At 61.6% G+C, this 24,683-nt stretch carries 27 protein-coding genes and 1 riboswitch; of the genes, 11 read left to right on the top strand and 16 right to left on the bottom strand.

The window, feature by feature from the left end; all coding sequences use genetic code 11:
- Positions 1-78: 78 nt before the first annotated feature.
- A riboswitch (cobalamin riboswitch) is annotated at positions 79-272 on the top strand.
- 116 nt (positions 273-388) lie between these two features.
- From ACU688_RS04235 to ACU688_RS04225, 3 genes are read left to right on the top strand one after another with little or no spacing between them, the layout of a single operon-like run.
- On the top strand, positions 389-1,399 hold the full coding sequence (locus ACU688_RS04235) for an ABC transporter substrate-binding protein (protein ID WP_448183758.1): 1,011 nt from the start codon (positions 389-391) through the stop codon (positions 1,397-1,399).
- Positions 1,396-2,400, top strand: coding sequence for a FecCD family ABC transporter permease (locus ACU688_RS04230; protein WP_448183757.1), 1,005 nt, complete (start codon positions 1,396-1,398; stop codon positions 2,398-2,400). Before ACU688_RS04235 ends, ACU688_RS04230 begins: the two co-directional genes overlap by 4 nt.
- The gene (locus ACU688_RS04225; protein WP_448183756.1) at positions 2,397-3,161 is read left to right on the top strand and encodes an ABC transporter ATP-binding protein; all 765 of its coding nucleotides are present in this window, start codon (positions 2,397-2,399) and stop codon (positions 3,159-3,161) included. The genes ACU688_RS04230 and ACU688_RS04225 overlap by 4 nt, the downstream gene beginning before the upstream one ends.
- Before the next feature lie 61 nt (positions 3,162-3,222).
- Here the strand turns inward: ACU688_RS04225 and ACU688_RS04220 are convergent, their stop codons facing one another.
- From ACU688_RS04220 to ACU688_RS04200, 5 genes are all read right to left on the bottom strand, one after another.
- Complete coding sequence (locus tag ACU688_RS04220; protein ID WP_448183755.1) at positions 3,223-3,732, bottom strand: GNAT family N-acetyltransferase; 510 nt, start codon at positions 3,730-3,732, stop codon at positions 3,223-3,225.
- A complete protein-coding gene (gene tspO, locus ACU688_RS04215; protein WP_305430649.1) occupies positions 3,732-4,172 on the bottom strand; it encodes a tryptophan-rich sensory protein TspO in 441 nt (146 codons plus the stop codon). The genes ACU688_RS04220 and tspO overlap by 1 nt, the downstream gene beginning before the upstream one ends.
- A 239-nt stretch (positions 4,173-4,411) precedes the next feature.
- Entirely contained in the window at positions 4,412-4,975 is a 564-nt protein-coding gene (locus tag ACU688_RS04210) for a nucleotidyltransferase family protein (protein WP_448183754.1), read from the bottom strand.
- A 233-nt stretch (positions 4,976-5,208) separates the two neighbouring features.
- Positions 5,209-5,442: a hypothetical protein gene (locus ACU688_RS04205; protein ID WP_448183753.1), complete on the bottom strand. Its 234-nt coding sequence runs from the start codon at positions 5,440-5,442 to the stop codon at positions 5,209-5,211.
- A 76-nt stretch (positions 5,443-5,518) separates the two neighbouring features.
- Entirely contained in the window at positions 5,519-6,424 is a 906-nt protein-coding gene (locus ACU688_RS04200) for a LysR family transcriptional regulator (RefSeq protein ID WP_448183752.1), read from the bottom strand.
- A 103-nt stretch (positions 6,425-6,527) separates the two neighbouring features.
- On the opposite strand from ACU688_RS04200, the gene ACU688_RS04195 reads away from it, so the two are divergent.
- Complete coding sequence (locus ACU688_RS04195) at positions 6,528-7,517, top strand: zinc-dependent alcohol dehydrogenase family protein (protein WP_448183751.1); 990 nt, start codon at positions 6,528-6,530, stop codon at positions 7,515-7,517.
- A 64-nt stretch (positions 7,518-7,581) separates the two neighbouring features.
- Here the strand turns inward: ACU688_RS04195 and ACU688_RS04190 are convergent, their stop codons facing one another.
- The 4 genes from ACU688_RS04190 to ACU688_RS04175 all read right to left on the bottom strand — a co-directional run bounded on the left by ACU688_RS04190 (position 7,582) and on the right by ACU688_RS04175 (position 9,819).
- Positions 7,582-7,950: a hypothetical protein gene (locus ACU688_RS04190; protein WP_448183750.1), complete on the bottom strand. Its 369-nt coding sequence runs from the start codon at positions 7,948-7,950 to the stop codon at positions 7,582-7,584.
- Positions 7,951-8,023: 73 nt separating this feature from the next.
- Positions 8,024-8,392, bottom strand: coding sequence for a hypothetical protein (locus tag ACU688_RS04185; RefSeq protein WP_448183749.1), 369 nt, complete (start codon positions 8,390-8,392; stop codon positions 8,024-8,026).
- A gap of 93 nt (positions 8,393-8,485) precedes the next feature.
- A complete protein-coding gene (locus ACU688_RS04180; RefSeq protein WP_257781844.1) occupies positions 8,486-8,854 on the bottom strand; it encodes a hypothetical protein in 369 nt (122 codons plus the stop codon).
- A complete protein-coding gene (locus ACU688_RS04175; protein WP_448183748.1) occupies positions 8,845-9,819 on the bottom strand; it encodes a hypothetical protein in 975 nt (324 codons plus the stop codon). Before ACU688_RS04175 ends, ACU688_RS04180 begins: the two co-directional genes overlap by 10 nt.
- A gap of 507 nt (positions 9,820-10,326) precedes the next feature.
- On the opposite strand from ACU688_RS04175, the gene ACU688_RS04170 reads away from it, so the two are divergent.
- Positions 10,327-10,560, top strand: a complete 234-nt coding sequence (locus ACU688_RS04170) for a DUF6124 family protein (protein ID WP_305430660.1) — start codon at positions 10,327-10,329, stop codon at positions 10,558-10,560.
- Between the two features lie 119 nt (positions 10,561-10,679).
- Here ACU688_RS04170 and ACU688_RS04165 read toward each other — a convergent pair whose 3' ends face one another.
- Positions 10,680-12,518 carry an ATP-binding protein gene (locus ACU688_RS04165; protein ID WP_448183747.1) on the bottom strand — a complete coding sequence of 613 codons (1,839 nt, stop codon included), beginning with the start codon at positions 12,516-12,518 and terminating at the stop codon, positions 10,680-10,682.
- Positions 12,519-12,626: 108 nt separating this feature from the next.
- Positions 12,627-13,235: a LysE family translocator gene (locus tag ACU688_RS04160; protein WP_448183746.1), complete on the bottom strand. Its 609-nt coding sequence runs from the start codon at positions 13,233-13,235 to the stop codon at positions 12,627-12,629.
- Between the two features lie 112 nt (positions 13,236-13,347).
- Between ACU688_RS04160 and ACU688_RS04155 the strand changes: the two genes are divergently transcribed.
- The 5 genes from ACU688_RS04155 to solA all read left to right on the top strand — a co-directional run bounded on the left by ACU688_RS04155 (position 13,348) and on the right by solA (position 17,798).
- Positions 13,348-14,211 (top strand): LysR family transcriptional regulator, encoded by an 864-nt coding sequence (locus ACU688_RS04155; RefSeq protein WP_448183745.1) that lies wholly within the window; start codon positions 13,348-13,350, stop codon positions 14,209-14,211.
- Between the two features lie 63 nt (positions 14,212-14,274).
- On the top strand, positions 14,275-14,802 hold the full coding sequence (locus ACU688_RS04150) for a hypothetical protein (RefSeq protein WP_448183744.1): 528 nt from the start codon (positions 14,275-14,277) through the stop codon (positions 14,800-14,802).
- A 97-nt stretch (positions 14,803-14,899) separates the two neighbouring features.
- Positions 14,900-15,262 (top strand): hypothetical protein, encoded by a 363-nt coding sequence (locus tag ACU688_RS04145; RefSeq protein WP_448183743.1) that lies wholly within the window; start codon positions 14,900-14,902, stop codon positions 15,260-15,262.
- Between the two features lie 70 nt (positions 15,263-15,332).
- Positions 15,333-16,592, top strand: coding sequence for a hypothetical protein (locus ACU688_RS04140; RefSeq protein WP_448183742.1), 1,260 nt, complete (start codon positions 15,333-15,335; stop codon positions 16,590-16,592).
- Between the two features lie 42 nt (positions 16,593-16,634).
- Entirely contained in the window at positions 16,635-17,798 is a 1,164-nt protein-coding gene (gene solA, locus ACU688_RS04135; RefSeq protein ID WP_448183741.1) for an N-methyl-L-tryptophan oxidase, read from the top strand.
- Positions 17,799-17,836: 38 nt separating this feature from the next.
- Here the strand turns inward: solA and ACU688_RS04130 are convergent, their stop codons facing one another.
- The 5 genes from ACU688_RS04130 to ACU688_RS04110 form a co-directional block, all read right to left on the bottom strand.
- The gene (locus ACU688_RS04130; protein ID WP_448183740.1) at positions 17,837-18,463 is read right to left on the bottom strand and encodes a glutathione S-transferase family protein; all 627 of its coding nucleotides are present in this window, start codon (positions 18,461-18,463) and stop codon (positions 17,837-17,839) included.
- Between the two features lie 366 nt (positions 18,464-18,829).
- Positions 18,830-19,837 (bottom strand): methyl-accepting chemotaxis protein, encoded by a 1,008-nt coding sequence (locus ACU688_RS04125; RefSeq protein WP_448184029.1) that lies wholly within the window; start codon positions 19,835-19,837, stop codon positions 18,830-18,832.
- Between the two features lie 1,405 nt (positions 19,838-21,242).
- On the bottom strand, positions 21,243-21,542 hold the full coding sequence (locus ACU688_RS04120) for a DUF3144 domain-containing protein (RefSeq protein WP_448183739.1): 300 nt from the start codon (positions 21,540-21,542) through the stop codon (positions 21,243-21,245).
- Between the two features lie 29 nt (positions 21,543-21,571).
- Positions 21,572-22,267: a tRNA (adenine(22)-N(1))-methyltransferase gene (locus ACU688_RS04115; RefSeq protein ID WP_448183738.1), complete on the bottom strand. Its 696-nt coding sequence runs from the start codon at positions 22,265-22,267 to the stop codon at positions 21,572-21,574.
- 5 nt (positions 22,268-22,272) lie between these two features.
- Positions 22,273-22,983 carry a FadR/GntR family transcriptional regulator gene (locus tag ACU688_RS04110; protein WP_448183737.1) on the bottom strand — a complete coding sequence of 237 codons (711 nt, stop codon included), beginning with the start codon at positions 22,981-22,983 and terminating at the stop codon, positions 22,273-22,275.
- Positions 22,984-23,321: 338 nt separating this feature from the next.
- Here ACU688_RS04110 and ACU688_RS04105 point away from each other — a divergent pair, with 338 nt between their 5' ends.
- Complete coding sequence (locus ACU688_RS04105; RefSeq protein WP_448183736.1) at positions 23,322-24,683, top strand: MFS transporter; 1,362 nt, start codon at positions 23,322-23,324, stop codon at positions 24,681-24,683.

The raw sequence follows: 24,683 nt of genomic DNA, 5'->3' as shown, positions 1-24,683 counted from the left end.
TCCCACATAAGCCAGCTCCCACAGGCATCGCATTTGTTCTGTGATTTACCCATCGCAACTCCCCCTTCGCAGCCCGATCGACTACCATGGCGCGCCGGTTCCCGAAGGGGACTAACAGGGAATCCCAAGCGCGACCCATCGCGCCAATCGGAACTGCCCCCGCAACTGTAGGTGCCGAGCCTGCTCCCCACTGCCACTGGACACTGTCCGGGAAGGCCGGAGCGAGGCGACGACGCACAAGTCAGGAGACCTGCCGGCCCAGCGTTATCACCAACCGGCGGGGTGTCCGGGAAGGACATCCTTGCGCGGCCCGGCGGCCGTGTTCGTGGGTGTATTTCCACTACCGTACCTCCCCAGTCCACTGTACGGTCCCAACGGAGATTGCCCCATGCTGCCACGCGTTACCGCCCTGCTCACCGGCCTGGGTTTCTGTGCCCTGGCCCACGGCGCGCCGACCCACTACCCGCTGACGCTGGAAAACTGCGGCAGCACCCTCACCTTCCAACAAGCCCCCGCGCGCAGCGTGACCATCGGCCAGGCCGCCACCGAGATGCTCTACGCCTTGGGCGTGGGCGAGAAAGTAGTCGGCACGTCGCTGTGGTTCAACAATGTACTGCCGCAGTTCAAGACGCTGAACGACGGCATCGAGCGCCTGGCCAATAACGAGCCGAGCTTCGAAGCAGTGATCGCCAAGCGCCCGCAACTGGTGGCCGCCGAACTGGAATGGGTGGTCGGTGCGCAAGGCGTGGTGGGCACCCGCGAGCAATTCCATGAGCTGAAAATCCCCACCTACCTGCTGCCTTCCGACTGCGAAGGCAAAGACAACCTGGTGGGCGCCGACGGTACGCGGCTGGAGCCGTTCCGTATCGACACTATTTATAAAAGCATCAGCCAGTTGGCGGCGATTTTCGACGTACAGGATCGCGGCCAACAGCTGAACGACGAGCTGAAGACACGCCTGGCCAAGTCCGTTGCCACCGTGCAGAGCAAAGGCCTCAAGCAGGCCAGCGCGCTGGTGTGGTTCTCCAGCGCCGAGATGGCCAGCGACCCCTACGTGGCCGGCCACAAGGGCATCCCCGAATTCATGCTGCAAACCCTCGGTTTGCACAACGTGGTGCAGTCCGACGAAGAATGGCCCGCCGTCGGCTGGGAAACCATCGCCAAGGCCAACCCGACCTTCCTCGTCATCGCCCGCATGGACCGCCGCCGCTACCCCGCCGACGACCATGAAAAGAAACTCGCCTTCCTGCGCAGCGACCCGGTCACGCGCAATATGGACGCGGTGAAAAACAACCGGATCATCATCCTCGACGCCCTGGCGTTGCAGGCCAGCATCCGCATGTTCGATGGCCTTGAACAACTGGCCACGGCCATCGACGGCTACGACTTGCCGCAATGATCCGTCCTCTGATCGCCCTGGCCCTGCTGTTGCTCGCCGTGCTCGCCGGCGTGGCCATCGGCGAAACCGCCATCTCGCCGCAGGTCGTGCTGCAGGTGCTGGCCAATAAACTGTGGGGCGCCGGCTACGTGCTGGACCCCATCGATGAAGGCGTGGTGTGGAACTACCGCCTGACCCGCGCCCTCGTCGCCGCCGCGTGCGGTGCCGGGCTGGCGACCTGCGGGGTGATCTTGCAGTCGCTGCTGCGCAACCCCTTGGCCGACCCGTACCTGCTGGGCATTAGCGCCGGCGCCTCGACCGGTGCGGTATTGGTCGCATTGATCGGCGTGGGCGGTGGCTTGATTTCGTTGTCGGCCGGCGCATTTGTCGGTGCCATGGCCGCGTTTGCCTTGGTGATTCTGCTCGCGCGGGCCAGCGGTTCGTCCAGCGGCACCGGGCAGATCATCCTCGCCGGCATTGCCGGTTCGCAGCTGTTCAACGCGCTGACTGCGTTCCTTATCACCAAATCCGCCAGCTCCGAACAGGCGCGCGGCATCATGTTCTGGTTGCTGGGCAACCTCAGCGGCGTGCGCTGGCCGTCGGTATGGCTGGCGGTGCCGGTGGCGCTCGTGGGTTTGGCGGTGTGCCTGTGGCACCGTCGTGCGCTGGATGCGTTCACCTTTGGCAGCGACTCGGCGGCGTCCCTCGGCATCCCGGTGCGGCGCGTGCAGTTTGTGCTGGTGGGCTGCGCGGCGCTGGTGACGGCGGTGATGGTGTCGATTGTCGGCTCCATCGGCTTTGTCGGGCTGGTGATTCCCCACGCCGTGCGCCTGTTGCTGGGCACCGGGCATTCGCGCTTGCTGCCGGCCAGTGCGCTGGGCGGTGCGCTGTTTTTGATCGCGGCGGATGTGCTGTCGCGCAGCTTGATCAAGGGCCAGGTGATTCCGGTCGGTGTGGTCACCGCGTTGGTCGGTGCGCCGGTGTTTGCGCTGATTTTGATCGGGCGGAGGAACGCACGATGAGCGTGCTCAGCTGCAATGGCTTGGGCTTCAAGGTGCGTGACGCCGAGTTGCTGCGCGATATTCATCTGGACGTCGCGCAGGGGGAAACCCTCGGCATTGTCGGGCCGAATGGCTCCGGTAAATCCACCTTGCTCAAGCTGCTGGCCGGGTTGCGTGCACCGGCGTCTGGTGAAGTGTGGTTGGGCGACCAGCGCCTGGGGCAGTTATCCCGCCGTGTGATTGCGCAGCAACTGGCGGTGGTGGAGCAACAAGCCGACACCGACGACACCATCCGCGTATTCGACGCCGTGGCCTTGGGCCGCACGCCCTGGCTGTCGGCGCTGAGCCCGTGGTCCGTCGACGACGACAGCATCGTGCGCCAGGCCCTGCACGACGTGGACGCCACCCACCTGAGCCAACGCGCGTGGCGCAGCCTTTCCGGCGGCGAACGCCAACGCGTCCACATCGCCCGCGCCTTGGCGCAGCGGCCGCAGATTCTGTTGCTGGATGAACCGACCAATCACCTGGATATCCAGCATCAGCTGGCGATCTTAAAAGGCGTGCAAGCGTTGCCGGTGACGACGTTGATTGCGCTGCATGACCTGAACCAGGCACTGACTTGCGATCGCTTGGCGGTGCTGGATCGCGGGCGGTTGGTGGCGCTGGGCAAGCCGCTGGACGTGCTGACGCCGCAGCGGTTGCAGGAGACGTTTGGGGTGCAGGCGCATTACCTGACGGACCCGTTTGATGGGGCGCAGATCTTGCGACTGCGCTCGAACTAGAGACTTCACACCGTCCGAATGTGGGAGCTGGCTTGCCTGCTCCCACATGATCATTTCCACATTAGATCTGCGGCGTTCGCTGCATATGGGTCGTCTGCCACACGGGGTCGTCTTCCACATCCACCACTTCAAACCCCTGCCGAAGCCAAAAATCAATCGCCCCCGGCAAAAACGGATGGGTATGCAGGTACATCACCTCCACCCCCTCCGCCTGCGCCATCACCTCCAGTGCGCTATACAACGCCGCCGCCAAGCCAAAGCGCCGAAACGCCGGCAACACAAACAAGCGCACCACTTCCACCGTCTTGCGGCCCAGGTAATCGAGCTGGGGGAAGCGGTTGTCATACGGCAGGTAGCCGATGGCCGCGACGATCTGACCGTCATGACAGGCAATCAGAAATCGCCCGTCCCCCTGAAGGTAGGTCGCCTCAAATTGCGCCAGATCATTCGGCACACCGGCATCGCTGAGCTTGGGAAACATCTCGGCGCGGGCCTGTTGTACAAAAGCCAGTGCCTGAGGAATATCACCAACAGTCACAGGCCGGATGATTAAAGGCGCGCTGTAACTCATCAGCGGTTATTGCGCAAAATCGAGAAATTCAACGCTGCCGCCACACACAGCCACGCCAGATACGGGAACAGGATCAACCCGGTGATCAAGTCCAGGCGCACCGCCAACACCACCATCGTCGCCACGGTCAGCCACAGCACCGCCAGAATCACCATCCCCGCGAGGATGCGATGGGCGCCGAAGAACACCGGCGTCCACAACGTGTTCAAGGCAATCTGCGCCGCCCACAGCGCCAGCACCACTTGGCTGTCCGGGATCAGGCTGAGGCGGTAACCGGCCCAGGCCAGCAGCAGGTAAATCAGCGTCCACGCCACCGGGAACAGCCAGTTGGGCGGGGTGAAGCTGGGTTTGACGAGGGATTCGTACCAGGCGCCGGGTTTGAACAGCATGCCGGTGCTGGCGGCGGCGGCGCAGGCGAGCAGGAATATGAAGAAGGTCATGGTCGGTCCTTGGCTGGGCGTTTCAACTTGGACGGGTGGTGGGCGGGTAAAAGTTCATTGCCGATTGGGTCTGGGGCGGGTTGTGATGTTGCCTGGGCTGACGCCATCGCAGGCAAGCCAGCTCCCACACCTAATGGTGTTCACCAGTCAAAATGTGGGCGTTGTCGAGCTTTAGCGAGGCTACGAAGGGATCGCCGCGCACTACCTGCCGCCCCGCCCTACCCGCATCGCCCTCGGTGCTAAGTGGCCCCCACAATCTGGAGCCAAGGCCACCGCTCCTGATAACTCCTGGCCTTACGCGCAAACAATTCCGGCTCCGGGTGCAACGGGTTGATCCGCAGCACACCCTGCTCCACATCCGCCAAACCATACGGCGCATACACCTCGCCCGTCGCCACTTCCAGGCCGATACAGGTGCCCGCCACCAGATAGCGGTCAATCCCCTGCCGGGCCGTGTGCAATTGCGGATACGGCCGGCCAAAGCGCTGGCCATACCAAAGGTGCACCCGCGCTTGGTTCTTCACTTCAACGTTGACGCCCAGGCCCTCGAACAATCCCTCAGCCGCGCGAATCACGGCGTCCTCGGCTTCGTAGGACAGGTCTGTGTCGAAGTAAAAAACGTCGTAGTCCTTTACGCCCTGGGCAGCAGGCAGGTTCGACTGGTGATTCCACACCGCCTGGAACAGGCAGCCTGCGGTGAGAAAGCACTGGTCCAGGCCGAGGGTCGGCAGGCGTGCAGTGATCTCGGCGTTGATCGGGTTGGCCATTGCCAGGTCGAGCAGGGTTTTGACGGTCAATGTCATGTGCACTCCTTGGACACTTTATGTGTTGGAGCCTGCGACGTTACACCACCGCGTGGTGGTTTTCGTTACGGTAGAACGCCGCAGCTTCCCCTGTGGCGAGGGAGCTTGCTCCCGCTGGGGTGCGAAGCGCCCCCATCGGCCACTGAGTTTTACCTGATTCTGCGCGCTGGCAGGTTTTGGGGCTGCTGCGCAGCCCAGCGGGAGCAAGCTCCCTCGCCACAAAGGTGGGTGGACTAGCCCTTCAATTCACTGGCCCGATGCGCCGCCGCATCGTCATACACCACATACAACGCCTCGGCGATCTGGCTTTTGATGGCCTTGGTCGCTTCCAGGCCGAGCACAAACCCTTCGGCCTTGCCGCCAGCGCGGTTGAGTTCTTCGTGGGTGGAAGCGCCGGTGATGGCGTCCAGCAGCTTGCTGGCGTGGGGGCCGACACCTTTGGGCAGGCTGATTTGGTCGATGGACATGGGCAGTACCTATAAAAGAAGGATCGGTAGCGCGTGGAACCACTGCCGGGGGTCGCATGGTAGACCGATATAGGCCTCAAGGGGCTGTTTTCATGAGATCCCGGCCAAACGCGCCTTTCACAAAATCGACAAAACTGCGCACCTTCGGCGTCACCCGTCGATCCGCCGCATACAGCAGGTTCATCGGCGAGGCCGGCACGGTGTAGTCCGGCAGCAACGCCAGCAGCGTGCCTTTGCGCAGCGCGTCATGCACCAATTCCTGGGGCAACAACACCACGCCCAACCCCGCCACGGCCGCCGACAGCAGCGGATCACCCTGATTAATCGTCAAACGGCTTGTAATCGGCACCTCCACCCGCCCTTGCGGGCCTTCGAAGTGCAGGTGTGAGCGCCCGTCCGAATAGGCAAACGCCAAGCATTCATGCTCCTGCAAATCCCATGGGCTGCTGATCACTGGGCGACGGGCCAAATAGGCCGGCGCCGCGCAGAGCACCATCTGATAGGGCTTGAGGGGCAAGGCCTTCAAGCCGCTGTCAGCCAATTCGCCGATGCGGAACACCACGTCGTAGCCATCCTCCACCAGGTCGACCAGCTCATTGGACAAGGTCAGGTCCACCGCCACCTGGGGAAACTTGACCATGTACTCCAGCAAACGCGGGGCCAACGAACTCACGCCAAATGTCACCGGCGCGTTGATGCGCAAGCGCCCGCTGGGCACGCCACGGGTTACGGCGGCCATTTCTTCGGCGGCGTCCATGTCCGCCAGGATCAGCTTGGCGCGTTGGTAGAAGGTGCGGCCAAAGTCGGTCAGGCTCTGCTTGCGCGTGGTGCGGTGCAGCAGCGACACCCCCAAGTGCTGCTCCAGCATCTTCACCTGCTTGCCGATCAGTTGCGGCGACAGGTTCAACTCATCCGCCACCGCACTGAACGAGCCCAGCTCCACGGCTTTGACGAACGTGGCCATCAAGGTAAGACGATCCATTGGAAACCCATTGTTTCTAGTGTTGCGCCATCCTAGGCCTTTATCCCGCGCCGTCCCACGCCTAAATTGAACGCCACATTGATAAACACCGAGGATCAACCCCATGGCCCGCATTGTCAGGATTCACGCCTACGGCGACGCAAGCGTCTTGCAACTGGAAAACATCGACGTCCCGGCGCCGGCGGCCGATGAAGTGCAAATCCAGGTCAAGGCCTTCGGCCTCAACCGCGCTGAAGTGATGTTCCGCAACCACGCCTACCTGCAAGAAGCCGAATTCCCCAGCCGCCTCGGCTATGAAGCGGCTGGCGTGGTGAGCGCAATCGGCACCGACGTGCGCGACTTGCAGGTGGGCGATGCCGTCAGCGTCATCCCGCCGCTCGACATTGCCCGCTGGGGCACCTACGGCGAAGTGGCCAACGTGCCCGCCCACCTCACCGTCAAACACCCGCAAAACCTCAGCTTCGTCCAAGCCGCCGCGTCGTGGATGCAATACGTCACCGCCTGGGGCGCCCTGGTGGAACAGGCCAAGCTGACCCAAGGCGACGTCGTGCTGGTCACCGCCGCCTCCAGCAGCGTCGGCCTCGCCGCCTTCCAGATCGCCCGCAGCGTCGGCGCCACCGCCATCGCCGTGACCCGCACCCGTGCGAAAAAACAGGCATTGCTGGAAGCCGGCGCCGCGCACGTGATCGTCAGCGATGAAGAAGACCTGGTGGAACGCGTGATGGCGCTCACCAACGGCCAAGGTGCCCGCGTGGTGTTCGATCCGATTGGCGGGCCGGGCTTTGAATCGCTCACCCAGAGCATGGCCCAGGGCGGGATTTTGCTGGAGTACGGCGCGCTGAGCGCGGAGCCGACGCCGTTTCCTTTGTTTACCGTGCTGGGCAAATGTTTGACGCTGAAGGGGTATTTGTACGCGGAGATTGTGGCTGACCCGGCTGCGTTGGCGCGGGCTAAGGCGTTTATTGTGGATGGGCTGGCTTCGGGGGCGTTGGCGCCGGTGATTGCCAAGACGTTTGGGTTGGACGAGGTGCAGGACGCACATCGGTTTTTGGAGGCGAATCAGCAGATCGGCAAGATTGTGGTGACGGTTTAGGTTTTTGCGGTTAGCTGGGTTATCAGCCGTGCCACTGTGAGTGGCACGGTTGCAACAGTTGTTTTTACAGCTCGTATAGAACGTAACGAATACCCACCCACGCAAATGCCTGGATCACAAAGTAATCCGGCCAAGTCGCCCAACGCTTTAGAGATAGCGGAACGGAGGCGATCTCTTCTGCGCTGACATCGCCTAACCGGATATAACTTTTTGGAAAAGTCAGGAACAGCGAAATGGGCCCCATCCGCATCGCCCTATCCATGGGCCGATTGCCCGACCAAATACGATTATTGTGTTGAACCACTTCATTGTTCTCGAAATACTTTTGCAGTTTTTCAAGCTTGAAGTAATGCGAATACAGCAGCAGTGCACAACCGATGATGATCTCGATACAGGCGAGGATGGTGATGAATCGGTAGCCGGCTATATCCATAAATCATCACCCACATGATGGTGGCTGTGCGCAGGGCGCCCTCGGGCGCACCGGCTTTAGGCTCCACCGGTCTTCACAGCTTGTACAAGACGTAATGAAGCCCCATACACATAAACACCTGGTACAAAAAGTAATACGGCCACGTCGCCCAACGCTTGAGGGAGAGCGGAACGGAGGCAACCTCCGCTTCGGTGACATCCCCTAAGCGGATATAGCGTTTGGAAAGCGACAGAAAGTTAGAAATCTGCCCCATACGGAACGCTCTATGCATCGGCAATTTGCTTGGCCAACGTACTTTGTTGAGCTGGACGATTTCGTTGCCTTCAAAGTACTTTTCCAGCTCTGGAAGCTTCACGTAATCCGCGTACAGCACCAGCGGTATCGCAATCAGAAACTCAACACCAATGAGCAATGTGATGAGTTTTTCGCCTGTCAGATCCATAAGTCGACACCCATTTACAGCACTTCACCTCCAGCCCCGCCACCGTCATATCCAACGCCAACCCGACATAAGCCCCGAGTGGCACGGTTGTTTTTACAACGCGTATAGAACGTAACGAATCCCCATCCACATAAATATTTGAAGCCAAAAAAGCTCCGGCCATATCACCCAGCGCTTGAGAGAGAGCGGAACTGACGCAACCTCCTTTTCGCTCACATCGCCTAGCCGGATATAACTTTTTGGAAACGTCAAAAAGCAGGAAATCTGCCCCATGCGCAGTGCTTTATCCATCGGCCGATTGCCCGGCCAACGTTGCTTGTTCAGTTGAACAATTTCATTGTTCTCAAAATACTTCTCCAGCATTTCAAGCTTGAAATAGTGCGTGTACAGCAGCAACGCCACACCAACGAGTGACTCAACGCCCACGAGCCAGGTGATGAACCTGTAGCCGGCTATATCCATAGATCAACACCTAAATACAGTTCTTCACCCAGTTCTGCGCCAACAACACCCAAACCTTTTCCGGCCGAATAACCGCCGGCAGCGCCGCCTAAGACACTGCAATACAGTCCCCCTGCCCCCTTTGTCGCGATGCCCAGAAACAAACGACACAACGCTGGCCCAATCTTCGCTCCGGCCATTCCCCCGCCGTATGCCCCTGCGACGCCGCCCACCAACTTCCCGCTTTCCACGAATTGCGCCTTGCGACACTGCTCCTCCCGCCCCAACGTACACGCCTCCTTCACCTCCAACCCCGCCACCGTCACATCCAACGCCAACCCGATATAAGTCCCCTTGCGCAAATGCCGCGCTAATCCCGCCATACGCTCAAGACGCTCCGCATAACCCCTGATCTCCCCTTTACTCATAAAACGCTTGGTAGAGATCCCCAGAATCCACCTCAACGAACTACCACCGCGCAACCCCGTGCCCAACCGCGCCGCGCCCTGCAGTTGGTTATTCAACTGTTTCAACAACACCTCGCGTTGCCGAAAAAACGTCTCCCGGTCCACCCCGCCACTTTTGTACCGCGCATAAGCCTGCTGAATCTGCTCGATGGTGTGGCGCACGTCCTTCAGATGCGTACTCCAGGCAGACGCCGCACTGCCGATGCCCAACGAGGTGTAACCCAATACGCTTTGCAGCAAATCGTATTCACCGGCGGTGATCTCCGCCACATACGGGTCAAGCTCCAGCGAACGGCTGATCCTTTGCGCCTCCCGCATCATCCAAGCCTCTTCGGCGGTGCTTTCCAGAGTCGTGTTGCTCGGCACGATGATCATGTGGCCAGCATCGACAAAAAGCCGGGGCAAGTGCGCGTTCAGCGCATCGAACTTCTGCACGGCCATCGGCGATGCCCCGCTGAGGTACCTGGCCTTGAGGCTCGCGTGGTCGCTGAGTCGCGGGTTGATATGGGTCTTTAACATGGCGCAATTCCAACCTCGAAATAACGAAGAGGTCGGAATATAAAAGCGGCGATTTCTGATTCGGCGGGGATTGGAAGGCGGGATTGAAATTCAGAAAGGGGCTACAGGAAACCCGATCAATACCTACAGCAATGGCGCAAAAACTCAGCCTCCGCGTCTAGCATTTGCGCAGTTGAAACAGGGATAAGTCCCAAAGCCATCCGGCACCTTGCTCCGTTGCCTACGCCTGCGTCAGAATCCGCCGGCTTGTGTGCTGGGGTGGTCGAATCTAAGGTTGCGCGGTCGCTGAATTTCTCGGTGATCGGGTTTAGTAGCCCACGGTTTAACCTAACAAGTGCATGAGCTTCGTCTGTCAGACCTTACCGTCTGTGCTTGATGGTGGCTGTGCGCAGGGCGCCCTAGGGCGCGCCGGTTTTGTTAGGTTCCACCGGTCTACTAACCTGCGTACAGCTACCGCCCTTTTGATTAGTAGCGAAGGGGTAGTGGCATCAGGTAAGGAACTTAACGATGGTTAACGATTCGAGTTTTCTATTTAGCGTTGCTCCAGATGCAAGCAATGAAGCGCTCATCACCAACAGCTATGAGACCTTCACCTCAGTCAGCTCTCTGCTACTGGACCTATCTGAGGATTTGAGCGGTAAACATCGTGACATTGCACTGGCGATTCACCAATTGAGTGAGTTAGGTGTGCTCATGACAGCAAAACTGCTCGACCGCAAAGCGCCCTGCACTGCCCGATGACTAGCCCTTCAATTCAGTAGCCTCATAGACCGCTGAGTCGAATGCATATATCGACTCGGCGATTAGGCACCCGCTACGAAACTTTCAGTGCCTCCGTGACTAAACGTTGCCGACTAACCCTACCTCCCCAACAACTCCCTAACCCTCCCCCCCAACACCTCCACCGCAAACGGCTTCGTCAACACCCCCATCCCCGCCCCCAACTGCCCATACCCCATCACCGCATTCTCCGCATACCCGGTAATAAACAACGTCTTCAACCCCGGCCGCAGCTCCATCCCTGCCTCCGCCATCTGCCGCCCATTCATCCCGCCCGGCAAGCCTACGTCCGTCACCAGCAGGTCAATGTGCACATCCGAGCGCAGCAGTTTCAGCCCCGCCGCGCTGTCCGCCGCTTCGATAACGGTGTAGCCCAATTCCCCGAGCACATCCGCGAGGAGCATGCGCACGGTGGATTCGTCGTCCACCAACAACACGGTTTCGCCATGTTGGGCGACTTCGATCGTGGTTTGCCCCGGCGTCAGTTCATCCCCCGGCGCCGCGCCGTGGTGGCGTGGGAGGTAGAGGGACACGCAGGTGCCCTCACCTACTGCGGACTGGATGTGCACCTGCCCGCCCGACTGTTGGGCAAATCCGTAGATCATGGACAGGCCCAAGCCGGTGCCTTGGCCGATGGGTTTGGTGGTGAAGAAGGGTTCAAACACGTGGGCCATGACGTCTGGCGACATGCCGGTGCCGGTGTCGCTGACGCTCAGGCGCAGGTAGGGGCCTTCGGCAAGGTCGTGGGCGCGGGCGGTGTTGGCGTCGAGCCAGTGGTTGCTGGTTTGCAGTTGGATGCGCCCGCCTTCGGGCATGGCGTCGCGGGCGTTGATGCACAGGTTGAGCAGGGCATTTTCCAGTTGGCTGACGTCGACGAAAGCGGTCCAGGCGTCAACGGCGCCGAGGGTTTCGATCTGGATGCCGGGGCCGGCGGTGCGCTGGATGAGTTCGGCCATGCCGTACATCAGGGTGTTGACGTTGGTGGCGCGCGGTTCCAGGGTTTGCCGGCGGGAGAAGGCCAGCAGGCGTTGGGTGAGGACGGCGGCGCGTTTGGCCGAGCCTTGGGCGGCGACCATGTATTTGTCGACGTCGCTGAGACGGCCTTGGCTGATGCGCCGGTTCATCAGTTCGAGGGCGCCGGAGATGCCGGCGAGCAGGTTGTTGAAGTCGTGGGCCAGGCCGCCGGTGAGTTGGCCGACGGCTTCCATTTTTTGCGATTGGCGCAGTTTTTCTTCGGCCTGCATGAGCATGGCGGTGCGTTCGGCCACGCGCTGTTCAAGGGTTTCGTTGAGGGCGCGCAGTTGGGCTTCGGCGTCGCGCAGGGCTTCGTCGGCGATGGTGCGTTCCAGCAGGTCGGAGGCTTGGCGTGCGAGGATGTCGAGCAGGCGCAGGTCGCGTTCGGACGGTTGGTGCGGCGTGCTCCAGTGGGTGGAGATCATGCCAAGCAGGCGCCCGTCGCGCGAGCGCAAGGGGGTGGTCTGGGCCGAGCGGATGCCCGCGCGGCGGAAGGCGATCAGGTCTTCGGTGCCGGCAATGTCGGCCCATTCTTCGAAGTCGGGGATGATGGCGCGCTGGCCCAGTTGCAGGGCCATGGTGCAGCTGCTGTAGGCCATTGGGCTCACCCATTGCCAGAATCCTACGGCCTCGGGCGGCAAGCCCCGCGAGCACAGCAGTTGCAGTTCGCCGCCATGGCCGGAGGGATGGCCTTGGGGGCAGAGCAGCTGCATGGTGCCGAATTGCGAGCCGGTGATGGACACGGCGGCATCGACGATCTTGCCGTAGAGGGCTTCGAGGTCTTGCTCGCCGATCAGGTCCAGGCTGATGCGGTGCAGGAACTCGATGTCCGACAGAGCGGTTTCCGAGTCGCGGGAAGATCCACGGGGGAAGGCGGCCGGGAAGGCGGTGCGTAGGGTTTTCATGGGTGGGCTCCGGGGAGCTGGCGTTGAGCTATTAGCAGGTTATCAGCAAAGCTGTGACCACGCGAAACAGGGAGACGTTCGGCGGTGACCGCTTTCTTCTGCCCTTGCTCAACTGTGGATCGGCAACGCCAACCCAAACACCACAAAAAACCCACCACAGACTTTATTGAACCGCCGCCCAGTCCGCGCCAACCAAGGCCGCACCCGATGCGCAGCGCTGGCCACCATGTACTCAACGCAAAACTCCACCACGGCGTAGGTCAGCGCAATCGCCGCCGTCTGCGCGATAAGGTTCCTGTGGGGATCGAGAAAGGGCGGAATAAACGCCGTGAACAACAGCAATGCCTTGGGATTCGAAAGCGCCGACACCAACCCTTGGCGGAACAGCGACCAGCGCCGCAGGCTTGGCACGCCAGCCATCTCCAGGCTGACGGGCGCGGATCGCCACAGCCCGAAGCCCAACCACACCAGATACAGCCCGCCGCCAATCTTCAAGGCCGTGAACCAGCCGGCCGACGCCTGGATCAGCGCGCCAAGGCCCAACGCGCACAGCGACAGCACCAGGGCAAAGCCGAGCACGCCGCCGCTGATGGTGAACAGCGTCCGGCGCCGCCCGTGAATCGCGCCGTGGGTCAGCGCCAGCAAAGCATTGGGCCCCGGCACGACCGCGATGCCAATGCAGGTGATGAGGTACAGCAGCCAGGTGTCGAAGGGCATGATCAGGTCCGGTAGAGGTTGATTGATGCCTGCATCTTGCGAGGGAACAACCACCCTGAAAAGCGCATAATTCACGCCACTGTCATTCGATTAACGAATAGAGGTCCGTGCGATGCCTTCCAGCGATTTGCAGATTGATTGGCTCAAGTGTTTTGTCGCGGTGGTGGACGCCGGTTCGCTGTCGGGCGCGGCCCATGAGGTCAACCGGTCACAGTCGGCCGTGAGCATGCAGATGAAAAAACTCGAAACCGCGCTGGGCCGGCCCTTGTTGAACCGAGGCCCACGCCACCTGCAACTGACCGATGACGGCCAGACGTTGCTGGGCTACGCGCGGCGCATGCTGGCGCTGCACGCCGAAACCCAGGCGGCGTTTCACGGGGAAGCGTTGACGGGGCGCATCCGCCTGGGCGTCGCCGAGGACTACGCCGCCAAGTACCTCACGCCGCTGCTCAAACGCTATGCGCCTCGCCACGCGGGAGTGGACATCGAACTGACCTGCGAACAATCGACCACGCTCATCCCACAGTTGCGCGGTGGCGATCTTGATCTGGCACTGGTGTCCCGAGACTCGCCGCAAAGCGGCACGTTTCTGTTCCACGAGCCGATGGTCTGGGTGGGTTCGCCGCAGTTCGAACTGTGGCGGCGCGACCCGTTGCCAATTGCCGTGTACGAAAGCGCCAGCCTGGCGCGGCGTTATGCGGTGAACTCGCTGGCCCAGCAGGGCCGCCAGTTCAAGGTGGTGTACAACAGCTCCAGCCTGGCAGGCCAGGTGGCGGCCGTTGAAGGCGGGCTGGCGATTGCCGCGATCACGCAGTGCACCGTGCAGGCATCGCTTCAGGTCTTGGGCAGTGAGCAGGGTTTGGGAAGCATCGAGCCTATGGAGGTGTCGATTCTACGCAGCCGAGCCTCGCGAGGGTCCAAGGCGGTTAACAGCCTGCATGCATTCATCATCAGTGCGCTAAGGCATCAGGCGTGATGCTCAGGCAAATGCGTCAACGCCGCGATGGTTATTCCAAATCCATCTGTAGAACTGTCAGACATGACAGTACCCGCCTTGACCACTGGCGTTCAGAGTGAATACACGCCAACCGAGGACCTCATCATGCCCAACTCCCGCTCAAATACGCTGGCGCTTTGCACAGCCCTCATGACGGTACTGACCAGCCTTGTAGCCTGCACGCCAAGCGTTATTGCGCCAACTGCCCCCAACATGTGCCCAGCCGTTGGGAGTATTGAGCAGACCAAGGAGGCACAAGGTTATAGCTATTTCGCCATTGCACCGGGCAGCGGGTGGAAAGGTGAAAATCCCCTTGCAGAAGAACACTACCTCAAGGGTATGAAGTTCGAGTCAGCCGCAATCCGAACAGGTCAGGCAGGCCCAGGTGAGCGCGAGTATTACTTCGTGGCCTGTGATTATGAGGGGCCGGAGCAATTTGCTTTTTTGAGAATGTCTCAGCGCTTTCCTGTGCGCCCTAAAGCACAAGGTTCGAACTGGACCCCGGAAGGCGTCTGCCGGGCAAGCTCGGTGGGGGACTGCCCGTTCACGGTGTTCGGCGCGACGCGGTGACTATCGGCCCACACCCCCAAAGCGGGTTCTTCGCCACGGCTGAAACTGCCCCCATACCCTGCTAACCTGCGGCCCTTGCTTTCTAATGGAGCTTTCCGTGGCCCTATCAAAACGTGACAGCGCCCGCATCGAACGCAGCCTGGTCGCCGCGCTCACCGAAGCGTGCGAAACCGCCAAGGCGGAAATCCCGGGCTTCGATTGGCTGACCCACACCGTCAACTACGCCGACTTCCCCCAGAGCCTGATCATCACCTGGGTCTTCGACACCCGCGCCAACAAGGATCAGGCCCTGGCGACAGGTGTGGATGCACGCATCCGCGAACTCACCGCGATCGCCCTGCACGCCGCCGACATCCCGCCGGTGCCGCTGAAGCGTTGTGTGCACCTTGACTCAGAAGAAGCCTGCCACGCCCAGCACGGCGGCAATTGGCGCTTGCGCCTGACCCGCGCGGCCAACTAGAGCCTGCCGCCCAACTGCTGGATAATGCCTCGCCCTGTCTCTCGCCTTTTTGATACGGAAATCCCGCCCCATGAAGTTGCCGTTTTCCGCCGCAGCCCTGACCACCGCCCTGCTGCTACCCACCTTCGCCCACGCCGCCGATGCCGCGCTGACCGACACGCTCAAGGCCTTCACCCGCTGCGATGCCAGTTTCTTCAGCAGCCTGAACACCCACCGTGACGCCTGGCAGGCCTACGCGCCGCTCAAGCAGGAAAAAAACTTCACCTGGATCGCGGTCAGAAACCGTGCCGACCATAACGCCAACCAGGTGCCGGTCAGCGCGCCGCCTATCGCCGGTTTGAAGCTGTTGTCCTACAGCGACGAAGTCACCGACCTCGGGCCGCTGGGGCTGTTTTATTACTGGGGCTTTATTGTCGACGGCGGTGTGGACGACGTCGCCCAGCGTCTCGCGCCGCTGCTGGAACAACCCGGGGCGCTGCAAAAAGGCGACAGGGAATACACCCGCAGCGAGCTCAAGGTGGGCGAAGGCTGGCAACGCATCAAACCCCAACCGGGCAAGGCGCCGGGCATGCGCCAGGTGGAGCGCGTGCTGATCGTCGAGCCGGAGGGCAAGCAAGGCACGCAGTCGCGGGTGAGTTGTTCGGTACAGGGCGGCGTCAACGCCGGGCTGCTGGCGCGGTTGCGGCCAGACATCGCGCCGGTGGACTACCCGCGCACGCAGGCCGAGGTGAATATCAGCGATGTCGAGGTGCCGGCCAACGTGCTCCAGCACCTTGGCGCACCGCTGCTGCAGCCGAAATTCAAGACGCTGAGCTACACCTACCTGTCGAAGAAAGGCGACGGTAGCAAAGACCTGCCGACGTCGGTCACGTTCAAGGCCGAAGGTGGTTTGCTGGTGAAGAACGAGGTCTACGGCCAGACCTTCAACGTGGATCGCCTGACCCAAGCGGACCTGATCCAGTTGAAATCGAAAATGAACGGCGTCGGCGATGGCCGGGTGCTGCAAACCCGTGAAGCCGAGCTGAAGGTGCCGGCCAGTTGGACGCCGGGCCAGACGCTGACAGCGCAATTGCGCATGGTCAACCTGCCCGCCCGCCCCACCGACAAGCCCATCGAGACGTCGTTGACCTGCACGATTGGCGCGCGCATTCCGGCACGCCAGGTGTTTGCCGCGCTGACGGGCGACGCGATCAAACTGGCCTGCGACCAGGGTGACTACAAAACCTCACGCGTATTTATCGAAGACCTGGGCGTTGCCCTGACCCTGGAATCGACGTCGAGCCAGACGCATTACGTGAACGAATACACGGCGTTTGACGTGGTGCGTTAAGCAGCCGTTTTCTCAACCCAGCCTCTGAAGCGAGTATCAACCTTGGAACGATATGAAGCGCTGGTCATCGGCCTTGGCGCCATGGGTGCCGCCACGGTGTACCAACTGGCCAAAGCCGGGGTAAAGGCCGCGGGCATCGACCGTCATCACCCGCCGCACACGCTGGGCTCAAGCCATGGCGACACGCGCATCACCCGCCTGTCGGTGGGCGAAGGCGCGCAGTACGTGCCGATCGTGCGCAACTCACATCGCATCTGGCGCGAGCTGGAGGCGTTGTCGGGGGAGGCCTTGTTCGAGCAGTCGGGGCTGTTGGTGCTGACGTCCCACGCGGGTTTCGACCCCAGCGATGCCAGCGACTTCACTCTGCGCACCCTTGGCCTGGCGCAAACCTATGGGATCGCCCATGAGGTGCTGGACGCCGAGCAGATCCGCCAACGCTTCCCGCAATTTGCCCAGGTCGCGGACAACGCCATCGGCTACTACGAGCCCGAAGGCGGTTTTGTACGGCCGGAGCGCTGTATCGAGGTGCAACTGCGGCTGGCCGAGCAACACGGCGCGACGCTGTACAAGGGCGAGACCGTGACCGATATCCGCTCGGATGCCCACGGCGTTACGGTGACCACCGACCAGCGCACCTTGCAGGCCGACAAGCTGGTGGTGAGTGCCGGCAACTGGGCCGGCGGTTTGCTCGGTGCGCCGTTTGACCGGCTGCTCAGCGTGTATCGCCAGCAGCTGTTCTGGTTCGCGACCGAGCCCGACGTGCAACTGGTGGGGGCATCGCCGACGTTTATCCTCACCCATGGCCAGGACCAGACCAACTACGGTTTCCCGGCCTTGCCTGGCGAGGGCAGCTTGAAGGTGGCTACGGCGCAGTACCACACCGTCTCCACACCCGAGACACTGGACCGCAGCGTCTCGCCCGCGCAGGAGCGGGAGATGTATGAGCAACAGGTGCAAGGGCGGATTGCCGGGCTGACGGCCGAGGTGGTCAAGTCGGCGGTGTGTGCCTACACGGTGACGCCGGACCATCATTTCATCATCGACACGCACCCGACCTTGCAGCACACGCTGGTGGTGTCGCCCTGCTCGGGGCATGGCTTCAAGCATTCGGCGGCGCTGGGCGAGGCATTTGCGCAGTGGTGCATGCGCGGCGAGAGTGACCTGGATTTATCGTCGTTTTCGTTGCGGCGTTTCGACGTTCAATAAGTGCGGGGAATGGGGGCATATTTGCCCCCTGAACGGCGTTACTTGGCGAACGCGTACTCGCCGCCCTGCTCCACCGCTTTGCGATAAGCCGGTCGCGCCTGGAACTTCTGCACCCACGCCGCCAGATTCGGATACGCCTGCAACTTGCCCTGGGCCCCGGCGACTTCGCCGATAAAGCTCATCTGGATATCCGCACCGCTCAATTCATCCCCCACCAGGTAGGGCGACTCGCCTAGCACGTCGTTCAAGTAACCCAGGTAATTGGCCACTTCCGATTCGATCCGCGGATGCAACGGCGCGCCCGCCTCGCCCAAGCGGCCGACGTAGAGGTTGAGCATCAACGGCAGCATGGCCGAGCCTTCGGCGAAGTGCAGCCATTGCACGTACTTGTCGTAAGTGGCAGTGGCCGGATCGGGTTGCAGGCGACCTGCGCCATGGCGGCGGATCAGGTAATCGATGATCGCCGCGGACTCGATCAACACCTGGCCGCCGTCTTCAATCACCGGGGACTTGCCCAGCGGGTGGATGGCCTTGAGTTCAGGCGGGGCAAGGTTGGTTTTCGGGTCGCGCTGGTAACGCTTGATCTGGTACGGCAGGCCGAGTTCTTCGAGCAGCCAGAGGATGCGTTGCGAGCGGGAATTGTTGAGGTGGTGGACGGTGATCATGGCAAGGCTCCGCAGGGCGAATGAAAGGGAGTGCAGCAGGAGACTACGCTATCTACCGGCTGATGAAGATCAAAAATGTGGGAGCGGACTTGTGTGGGAGCTGGCTTGCTCGCGAAGGCGGTGGTTCAGACACCTGATGTGTTGACTGACACACCGAATTCGCGAGCAAGCCCGCTCCCACAGTAGATCTCAGCCCAGCCGGAATCGTGCAGTGCTATCACTTGGGGCCTGGCGGCCCTTGCACAAGGTATCTGAACAACGAAGATCAAAATGTGGGAGCTGGCTTGCCTGCGATAGCGTCGGGTCAGGCGACATCTTTGTCAGCAGTGCTGCCGCCATCGCAGGCAAGCCAGCTCCCACAGGGAATCATTCCAGCCGGAATCTCGCGGTGTTGTCACTTAAAGCTTGGCTGCCCTTGCTCAGGGTGTCCGCCGCGCGGTTCACCGCTCGTGCACCATCGAGAAGGCGCCCCGCCGCCTGGTCCACTTGCTGGATATTGCCGCTCACCTCATCCGCTGTCGCCGCCTGCTCTTCGACCGCCGTGGCGATCTGCGCCAGGGTGTCGGTGACGTTCTGCACCGCGCCGGCGATCTCGCCCAGGCGGGTGCCGAGGCCGGTGACCGACGCCGCGTCCGTCAGCGCTTGTTCGCACGCGGCGCCCATCAGGTTGACCGCCTGGCTCACCGTCGCACGCAGGCTGTCCACCGTGCCGGCGATCTGTGCGGTGGAGGCCTGGGTGCGTTGCGACAGGCTGCGCACTTCATCCGCCACCACGGCGAAGCCGCGCCCCTGCTTGCCGGCGCGGGCGGCTTCGATGGCCGCGTTGAGCGCCAGCAGGTTGGTCTGCTCGGCGATGCCACGAATGGTGTCTACCACCGATTGAATCTGCTGCCCCTGCTGGCTGACTTGCTCCAGGGCGTTGGCAGTGTCCGTCAGGCGTTGGTTGAGTTGCTGAATGCTGGCCGTGGTGCGCTGGCTATCACGGCTGCTGTCTTCGGCGATGCGCCGGGTCTGCTGGGCGCTGCCCGACGCTTGTTCGCAGCTGCGGGCGACGCCCAGGGAAGTCGCGGCCAGTTGGGTGGCGGCGGCGGCAATCTGGCTGATTTGTTGTTGCTGGTCTTCGACTTCGTTGAGGGTGCTGCCCGATTGCGAATTGAGAGTAAGCACCGCCGAGCCCAACTGCTGCGTCTCGTGATTGACCCCCAGCAAGCTGGTGCGCAACTGCACCACCGCGACGTTCAGCGCGGTGCTGATGGCCGCCAGTTCGTCACGCCCTTGCACGGCCACTTCCACACAGAGGTTGCCGTCGCGCAGCGACTCCGCCAGCGTGGTGATGCCACTGGCGCTGCGGCGGATCGAGGCTTGCAGGCACATGAACAGGTACAGCGCCGCCAACGCCAGCAGGCTGAACGTCGCCGCCACGGGCACGATCTGCTGGAGGGAGCGATCGTGGTAGTGGCCGAGGCGCGCATCCAGGGACGTCAGCGACTGGTTACGCAGCGCGCCCAGGCTGCCGAGCATGGCATCGACACTGCCTTCGAAGGCGGCCGTGTCGAGTTTGATGGTGCCGCCGAACACGCCGTCGTCGAGGACTTTAAGCTGGTTATCGAGGGTTTGCAGGCTGTTGTCATACTGCGCGGTCCACGCTTCCATGCCCGCGTACTGCTTGGCCTTGAGCGACGCGGCGGCCTTGACCAATTGGTCGCGCGCATCGCCGATGCGGCCGCGCAGGTCGCGCATCTGCAAGCGGCTTTGCAAGGTGAACTGCCCGGACGCGATGGACGATTGCCCCACACTGGCCATGCGCCCGACACGCTCGATCAGGTCGGGGGTGTGCTGGGTGGAGATCTGCATGAGCAGATAGGTTTCCAGCCAGGGATCGAGGATAAGGCCAGTGTCCAGGGTCACCTGCTCACGCAGGGTTTGCATGGCCGTCAGGGCCACGGTGAAGCGGTCATAACCGTCCGGCCACCAGCCCACGGTGCGCAGGGATTGGGAATCCATGCCCTTGATCGCGGCCTGCAATGCCTCGAAGCGGGCGAGGATGTCGGCGCTGGCGTGCTGGGCTTTCAGTGATTCACCCAGGGTTTGCAGGCTCTGCAAAAGCAGCGGGTAGTTGGCATCGACCTTGTCCATCGCCGCCTTCGCCGCCGGCGTTGGCGCGTGCAGGATGTCGGCGGCTTTCCAGCGTGCGGCCAGGTTGCGCTGGGCGGTCAATTGGCCGTCCAGTGCATCCAGGGCCAACAGCTGGCGCACGCCGGACTGCTCGCTGGAGATCACCGCCAATTTGGCGCGATAGTCCTGCCCGATCAACCACAGGCTGCCGGCCAGGGGCAGCATGAACAGAAGGAACAGGATCTGGAACTTGCGCGCAAAACCAAAACGGCCGAGCAGGCGGATACCGGGTGATAAAAGGCTGTGCATGTCCGACCACTCCCCAAAAACGACCCAGGCGGTGCACCGCTGGGCAAAGCCTTGAAATGACTAACGGCAAAACGCCATGTCATTGATTAGCTTGGCTCTAGCAAGATACGGGCCGTGGGTAGAACGCAGGAAACAGGCGGGGTGGCACGCTGAAAGTGCACACGCAGCGCCCTGAAATGGGGCAAAAGCACTCAACGCCATGCCCCTATCTGTAACCATTGGCGCAGATCGAACAAGCACCCCCCATCAAATGCGGGAGCTGGCTTGCCTGCGATGCAGGCACCTCGGTCTTTCAGTCATACCGAGGTGATGCTATCGCAGGCAAGCCAGCTCCCACACAAGCCTGGTCCCACACTTAGTCCGGCGCCTGAACGAGCATGTACCGGTCAAAATTGTTGATGTGATCATCCAGATTATCCTCAAGCATCATCCGGTACTGATCGCAGAAATACTTCAACATCGCCTCCCGCGCCTCGGCCATTTCCACGCCGGACTTGAAGTTGCGCGCACTGGCCCAGGCATTGAAGCGGGTGGTGCCGAACATCATCGAGGCGCTGACCTGGCCGAGGTTTTCCTCTGCCTTGAGCTGCGCGTTGGACAGTTCGATATGCGCGTCTGCGCGGTCGTAAAAAGCTTGGTCGGTGGCGTCTGCCATAGCGGGAATCCTTAGTGAATAACGGTGTGTCAGGCCAGCAGCGCGGTAATCCAGCGGGCCTGTTGGGCGATCTCTTGCAGCGTCGCCTCGGGTACTGCCTGGCGGGCCTGTTCAAGGCTGGCCAGGGTCTTCTGTTTCTGGCGCAGCATGCGTTGCCATTTGGCCAGGAATTGCGGGCTGCGCGCCTGCATTTGCAGCGGGCCAAAGTACAGTTGTTCGGCACTGTACTGCACCGGCTCGCCGCGTTCGGCGACGATGATTTCGTAGTAGAAGCGGTTTTCGTGCAGCAACTCTTCGACGAGGATGGCGTAGCCGTTGTCCATCAGCCATTGGCGCAGCGGTTGCTCGCCGCCGTTGGGTTGCAGGATCAGGCGCTCGTGGCCACTGAGGTGCGCCTTGCCGCTGTCGAGGATGTCGCGGATGGTCTCGCCGCCCATGCCGCACATGCTGATCGCGCTGATGCAGTCTTGCGCTTCGATGGCCGCCAAGCCGTTGGCCAGGCGCACCGTGATGTGCTGCTCCAGGCCGTTGTCACGCACCGTGCGTTGGGCGGCATGAAACGGCGTAGTCGCCACTTCGCCGGCCACCGCCGCGCTGATCGCACCACGACGCAGCAAGGCCACCGGCAAGTAGCCGTGGTCGGAGCCGATATCGGCCAGGCGCGCGCCCAAGGGCACGTTTGCCGCCACGCGCTCCAGGCGCGCGGATAAAGTGTGTTCGTTCAACTGCCCTACTCTCCCGAAAAACGATCGCGGCTATTGGTCAAGTGCAGCACCATCGCGGCGCGTGCAGCGTCCGGGTCCTGGCGCTTGATCGCGTTGAAGATCGCCTCATGCTCCAGGTGCGCCAGTTGCCCCAATTGGGCGAAGTCCGCGCCACCGCGTTCAGCGGCTTTGACTTGGGTGCGCGGAATCATCGCAGTGCCCAGGTGCAGCATGATTTCGCTGAAGAAGGTATTGCCGGTGGCTTCGGCGATCAATTGATGGAAGCGTTTGTCTGCTTCCACGCAGCTGTCGTTGTTGGCCAGGGAGGCCTGGTAGTCGCTCAGCACTTCGCGCATACGCGCCAGCTGTTCGTCGCTGCGGCGCTGGGCGGCCAGCGCCACGGCCTGCACCTCCAGGCCCAGGCGCAACTCCAGCATGCTGCGCACGCTGGCCAGCGTGTCCACATGCAGGCGCAACCCGGACTGCGCTTGCGGCGCCAAGACAAAAGTGCCGATGCCGTGGCGCGTCTCCACCAACCCCGACGCCTGCAACTTGGACAGCGCCTCGCGCACCACCGTGCGGCTGACGCCATGCTCGGCCACGATGGTGGATTCGGACGGCAGTTTTTCACCGGGCTGCAACTGCCCGAGCAGGATGCGCTGGGTCAGCGCTTCAACCACACCCTGGGCGAGGTTGCTGGAGCGTCTGCGCACAGGAGGCGCGCTTTCTATGGGCATCGTTACGGGTCCACGGGGTTGGCTGGGAGGGAGCTTAACACCCTGCCCGGCGGGGACGCTGTGTTGATTGAAAATGGCCAAACTTGTATGACAACCAATCTTTAAATCATCCACATCGGTTTTCGCGCCTAGGGCTCACCGACGGTGCGACCGCTTTGCGAAAAACCATAAAACCCCAGCAAAAACAGGATAAATAACCAAAACAAGCATTCCAGATCAGGCCTTAGACGAACAAAATCACCCACCACCGCATTGCAGATCGCAGAAAACAACTTGTATGATGTCTATCAACAAAACACGCAAACCCGCATAAAAATAATCAGGGGGAGTTTTGAATTGTGAACAATTCAAACCATGCATCTGCCGCACCAGACACTGATTCCACCCTCACGCGCGCCGTGAGCAAAGTGAAGAGCCATGTGCTCCCACTGTTCGTGGTCATGTTCATCCTCAACTACATCGACCGGGTCAATATCGGCTTTGTGCGCACGCACATGGAGCACGACCTGGGCATCGGCGCGGCCGCGTACGGCTTTGGTGCCGGGTTGTTCTTCATTGGCTACGCGCTCTTCGAAGTCCCCTCCAACATGCTCCTGCAAAAGGTCGGCGCACGGATCTGGCTGACCCGCATCATGTTCACCTGGGGCATCGTCGCCACGCTGATGGCGTTCATCCAGAACGAAACCCACTTCTATATCCTGCGCTTCCTGCTGGGCGTGGCCGAGGCGGGTTTCTTCCCCGGCGTGATCTACTACTTCACCCGCTGGCTGCCCGCTGCCGAACGCGGCAAGGCCATCGCGATTTTCCTCAGTGGCTCGGCGGTTGCGTCGCTGATTTCCGGGCCGTTGTCGGGCGCGCTGTTGCAGATCGAGGGCTTCGGCTTGCACGGCTGGCAGTGGATGTTTGCCATCGAAGGCCTGGCGTCAGTGGCGCTGGGTTTTTTTGTGTGGTTCTGGCTGGACTCCAAACCCCACGACGCCCAATGGATGACCCGCGAGGAACAGGACGCGCTGGTCAACGCCATCGACCGCGAACAGCGCGAGCGTGAAGCGCTGACCACGGTCAAACCGACCCTAGGCAAGTTGCTCAAGGATCGCCAGATCCTGCTGTTCTGCGCCCTGTATTTCTGCATCCAACTGACGATCTACGCCGCCACCTTCTGGCTGCCGAGCATCATCAAGAAGATGGGCGACCTGAGTGATGTGCAGGTGGGTTTCTTCAACTCGATCCCCTGGCTGATCTCGATCATCGCCATGTACGCCTTCGCATCGCTGTCGGGCAAGTTCAAGTTCCAGCAGGCCTGGGTCGCAGCGGCGTTGTTGATTGCGGCGGCAGGCATGTTCATGTCCACCACCGGCGGGCCGGTGTTTGCCTTTGTGGCGATCTGCTTTGCGGCCATCGGTTTCAAGTCGGCGTCTTCGCTGTTCTGGCCGATCCCCCAGGGCTACCTGGATGTGCGCATCGCTGCGGCGGTGATCGCGCTGATCAACTCCATCGGCAACCTCGGCGGCTTTGTCGCGCCGACCACCTTTGGCTTCCTGGAACAAACCACCGGCTCGATCCAGGGCGGCCTCTACGGCCTGGCCGGCACTTCGGTGCTCGCCGCGATCCTGGTGTTTTTTGCCAAGACTTCGCCCTCTGCCGTGCTGGCGGCGCCAAGCGCCGCGCCCACTGGCGCTGCCATCAGCAAACCTCTCTGA

It is taken from the genome of Pseudomonas acericola (SeqCode) (genome assembly GCF_053456465.1).
The sequence above is the reverse complement of the archived record's forward strand: the minus strand, read 5'-3'. Positions and strand labels throughout refer to the sequence as shown.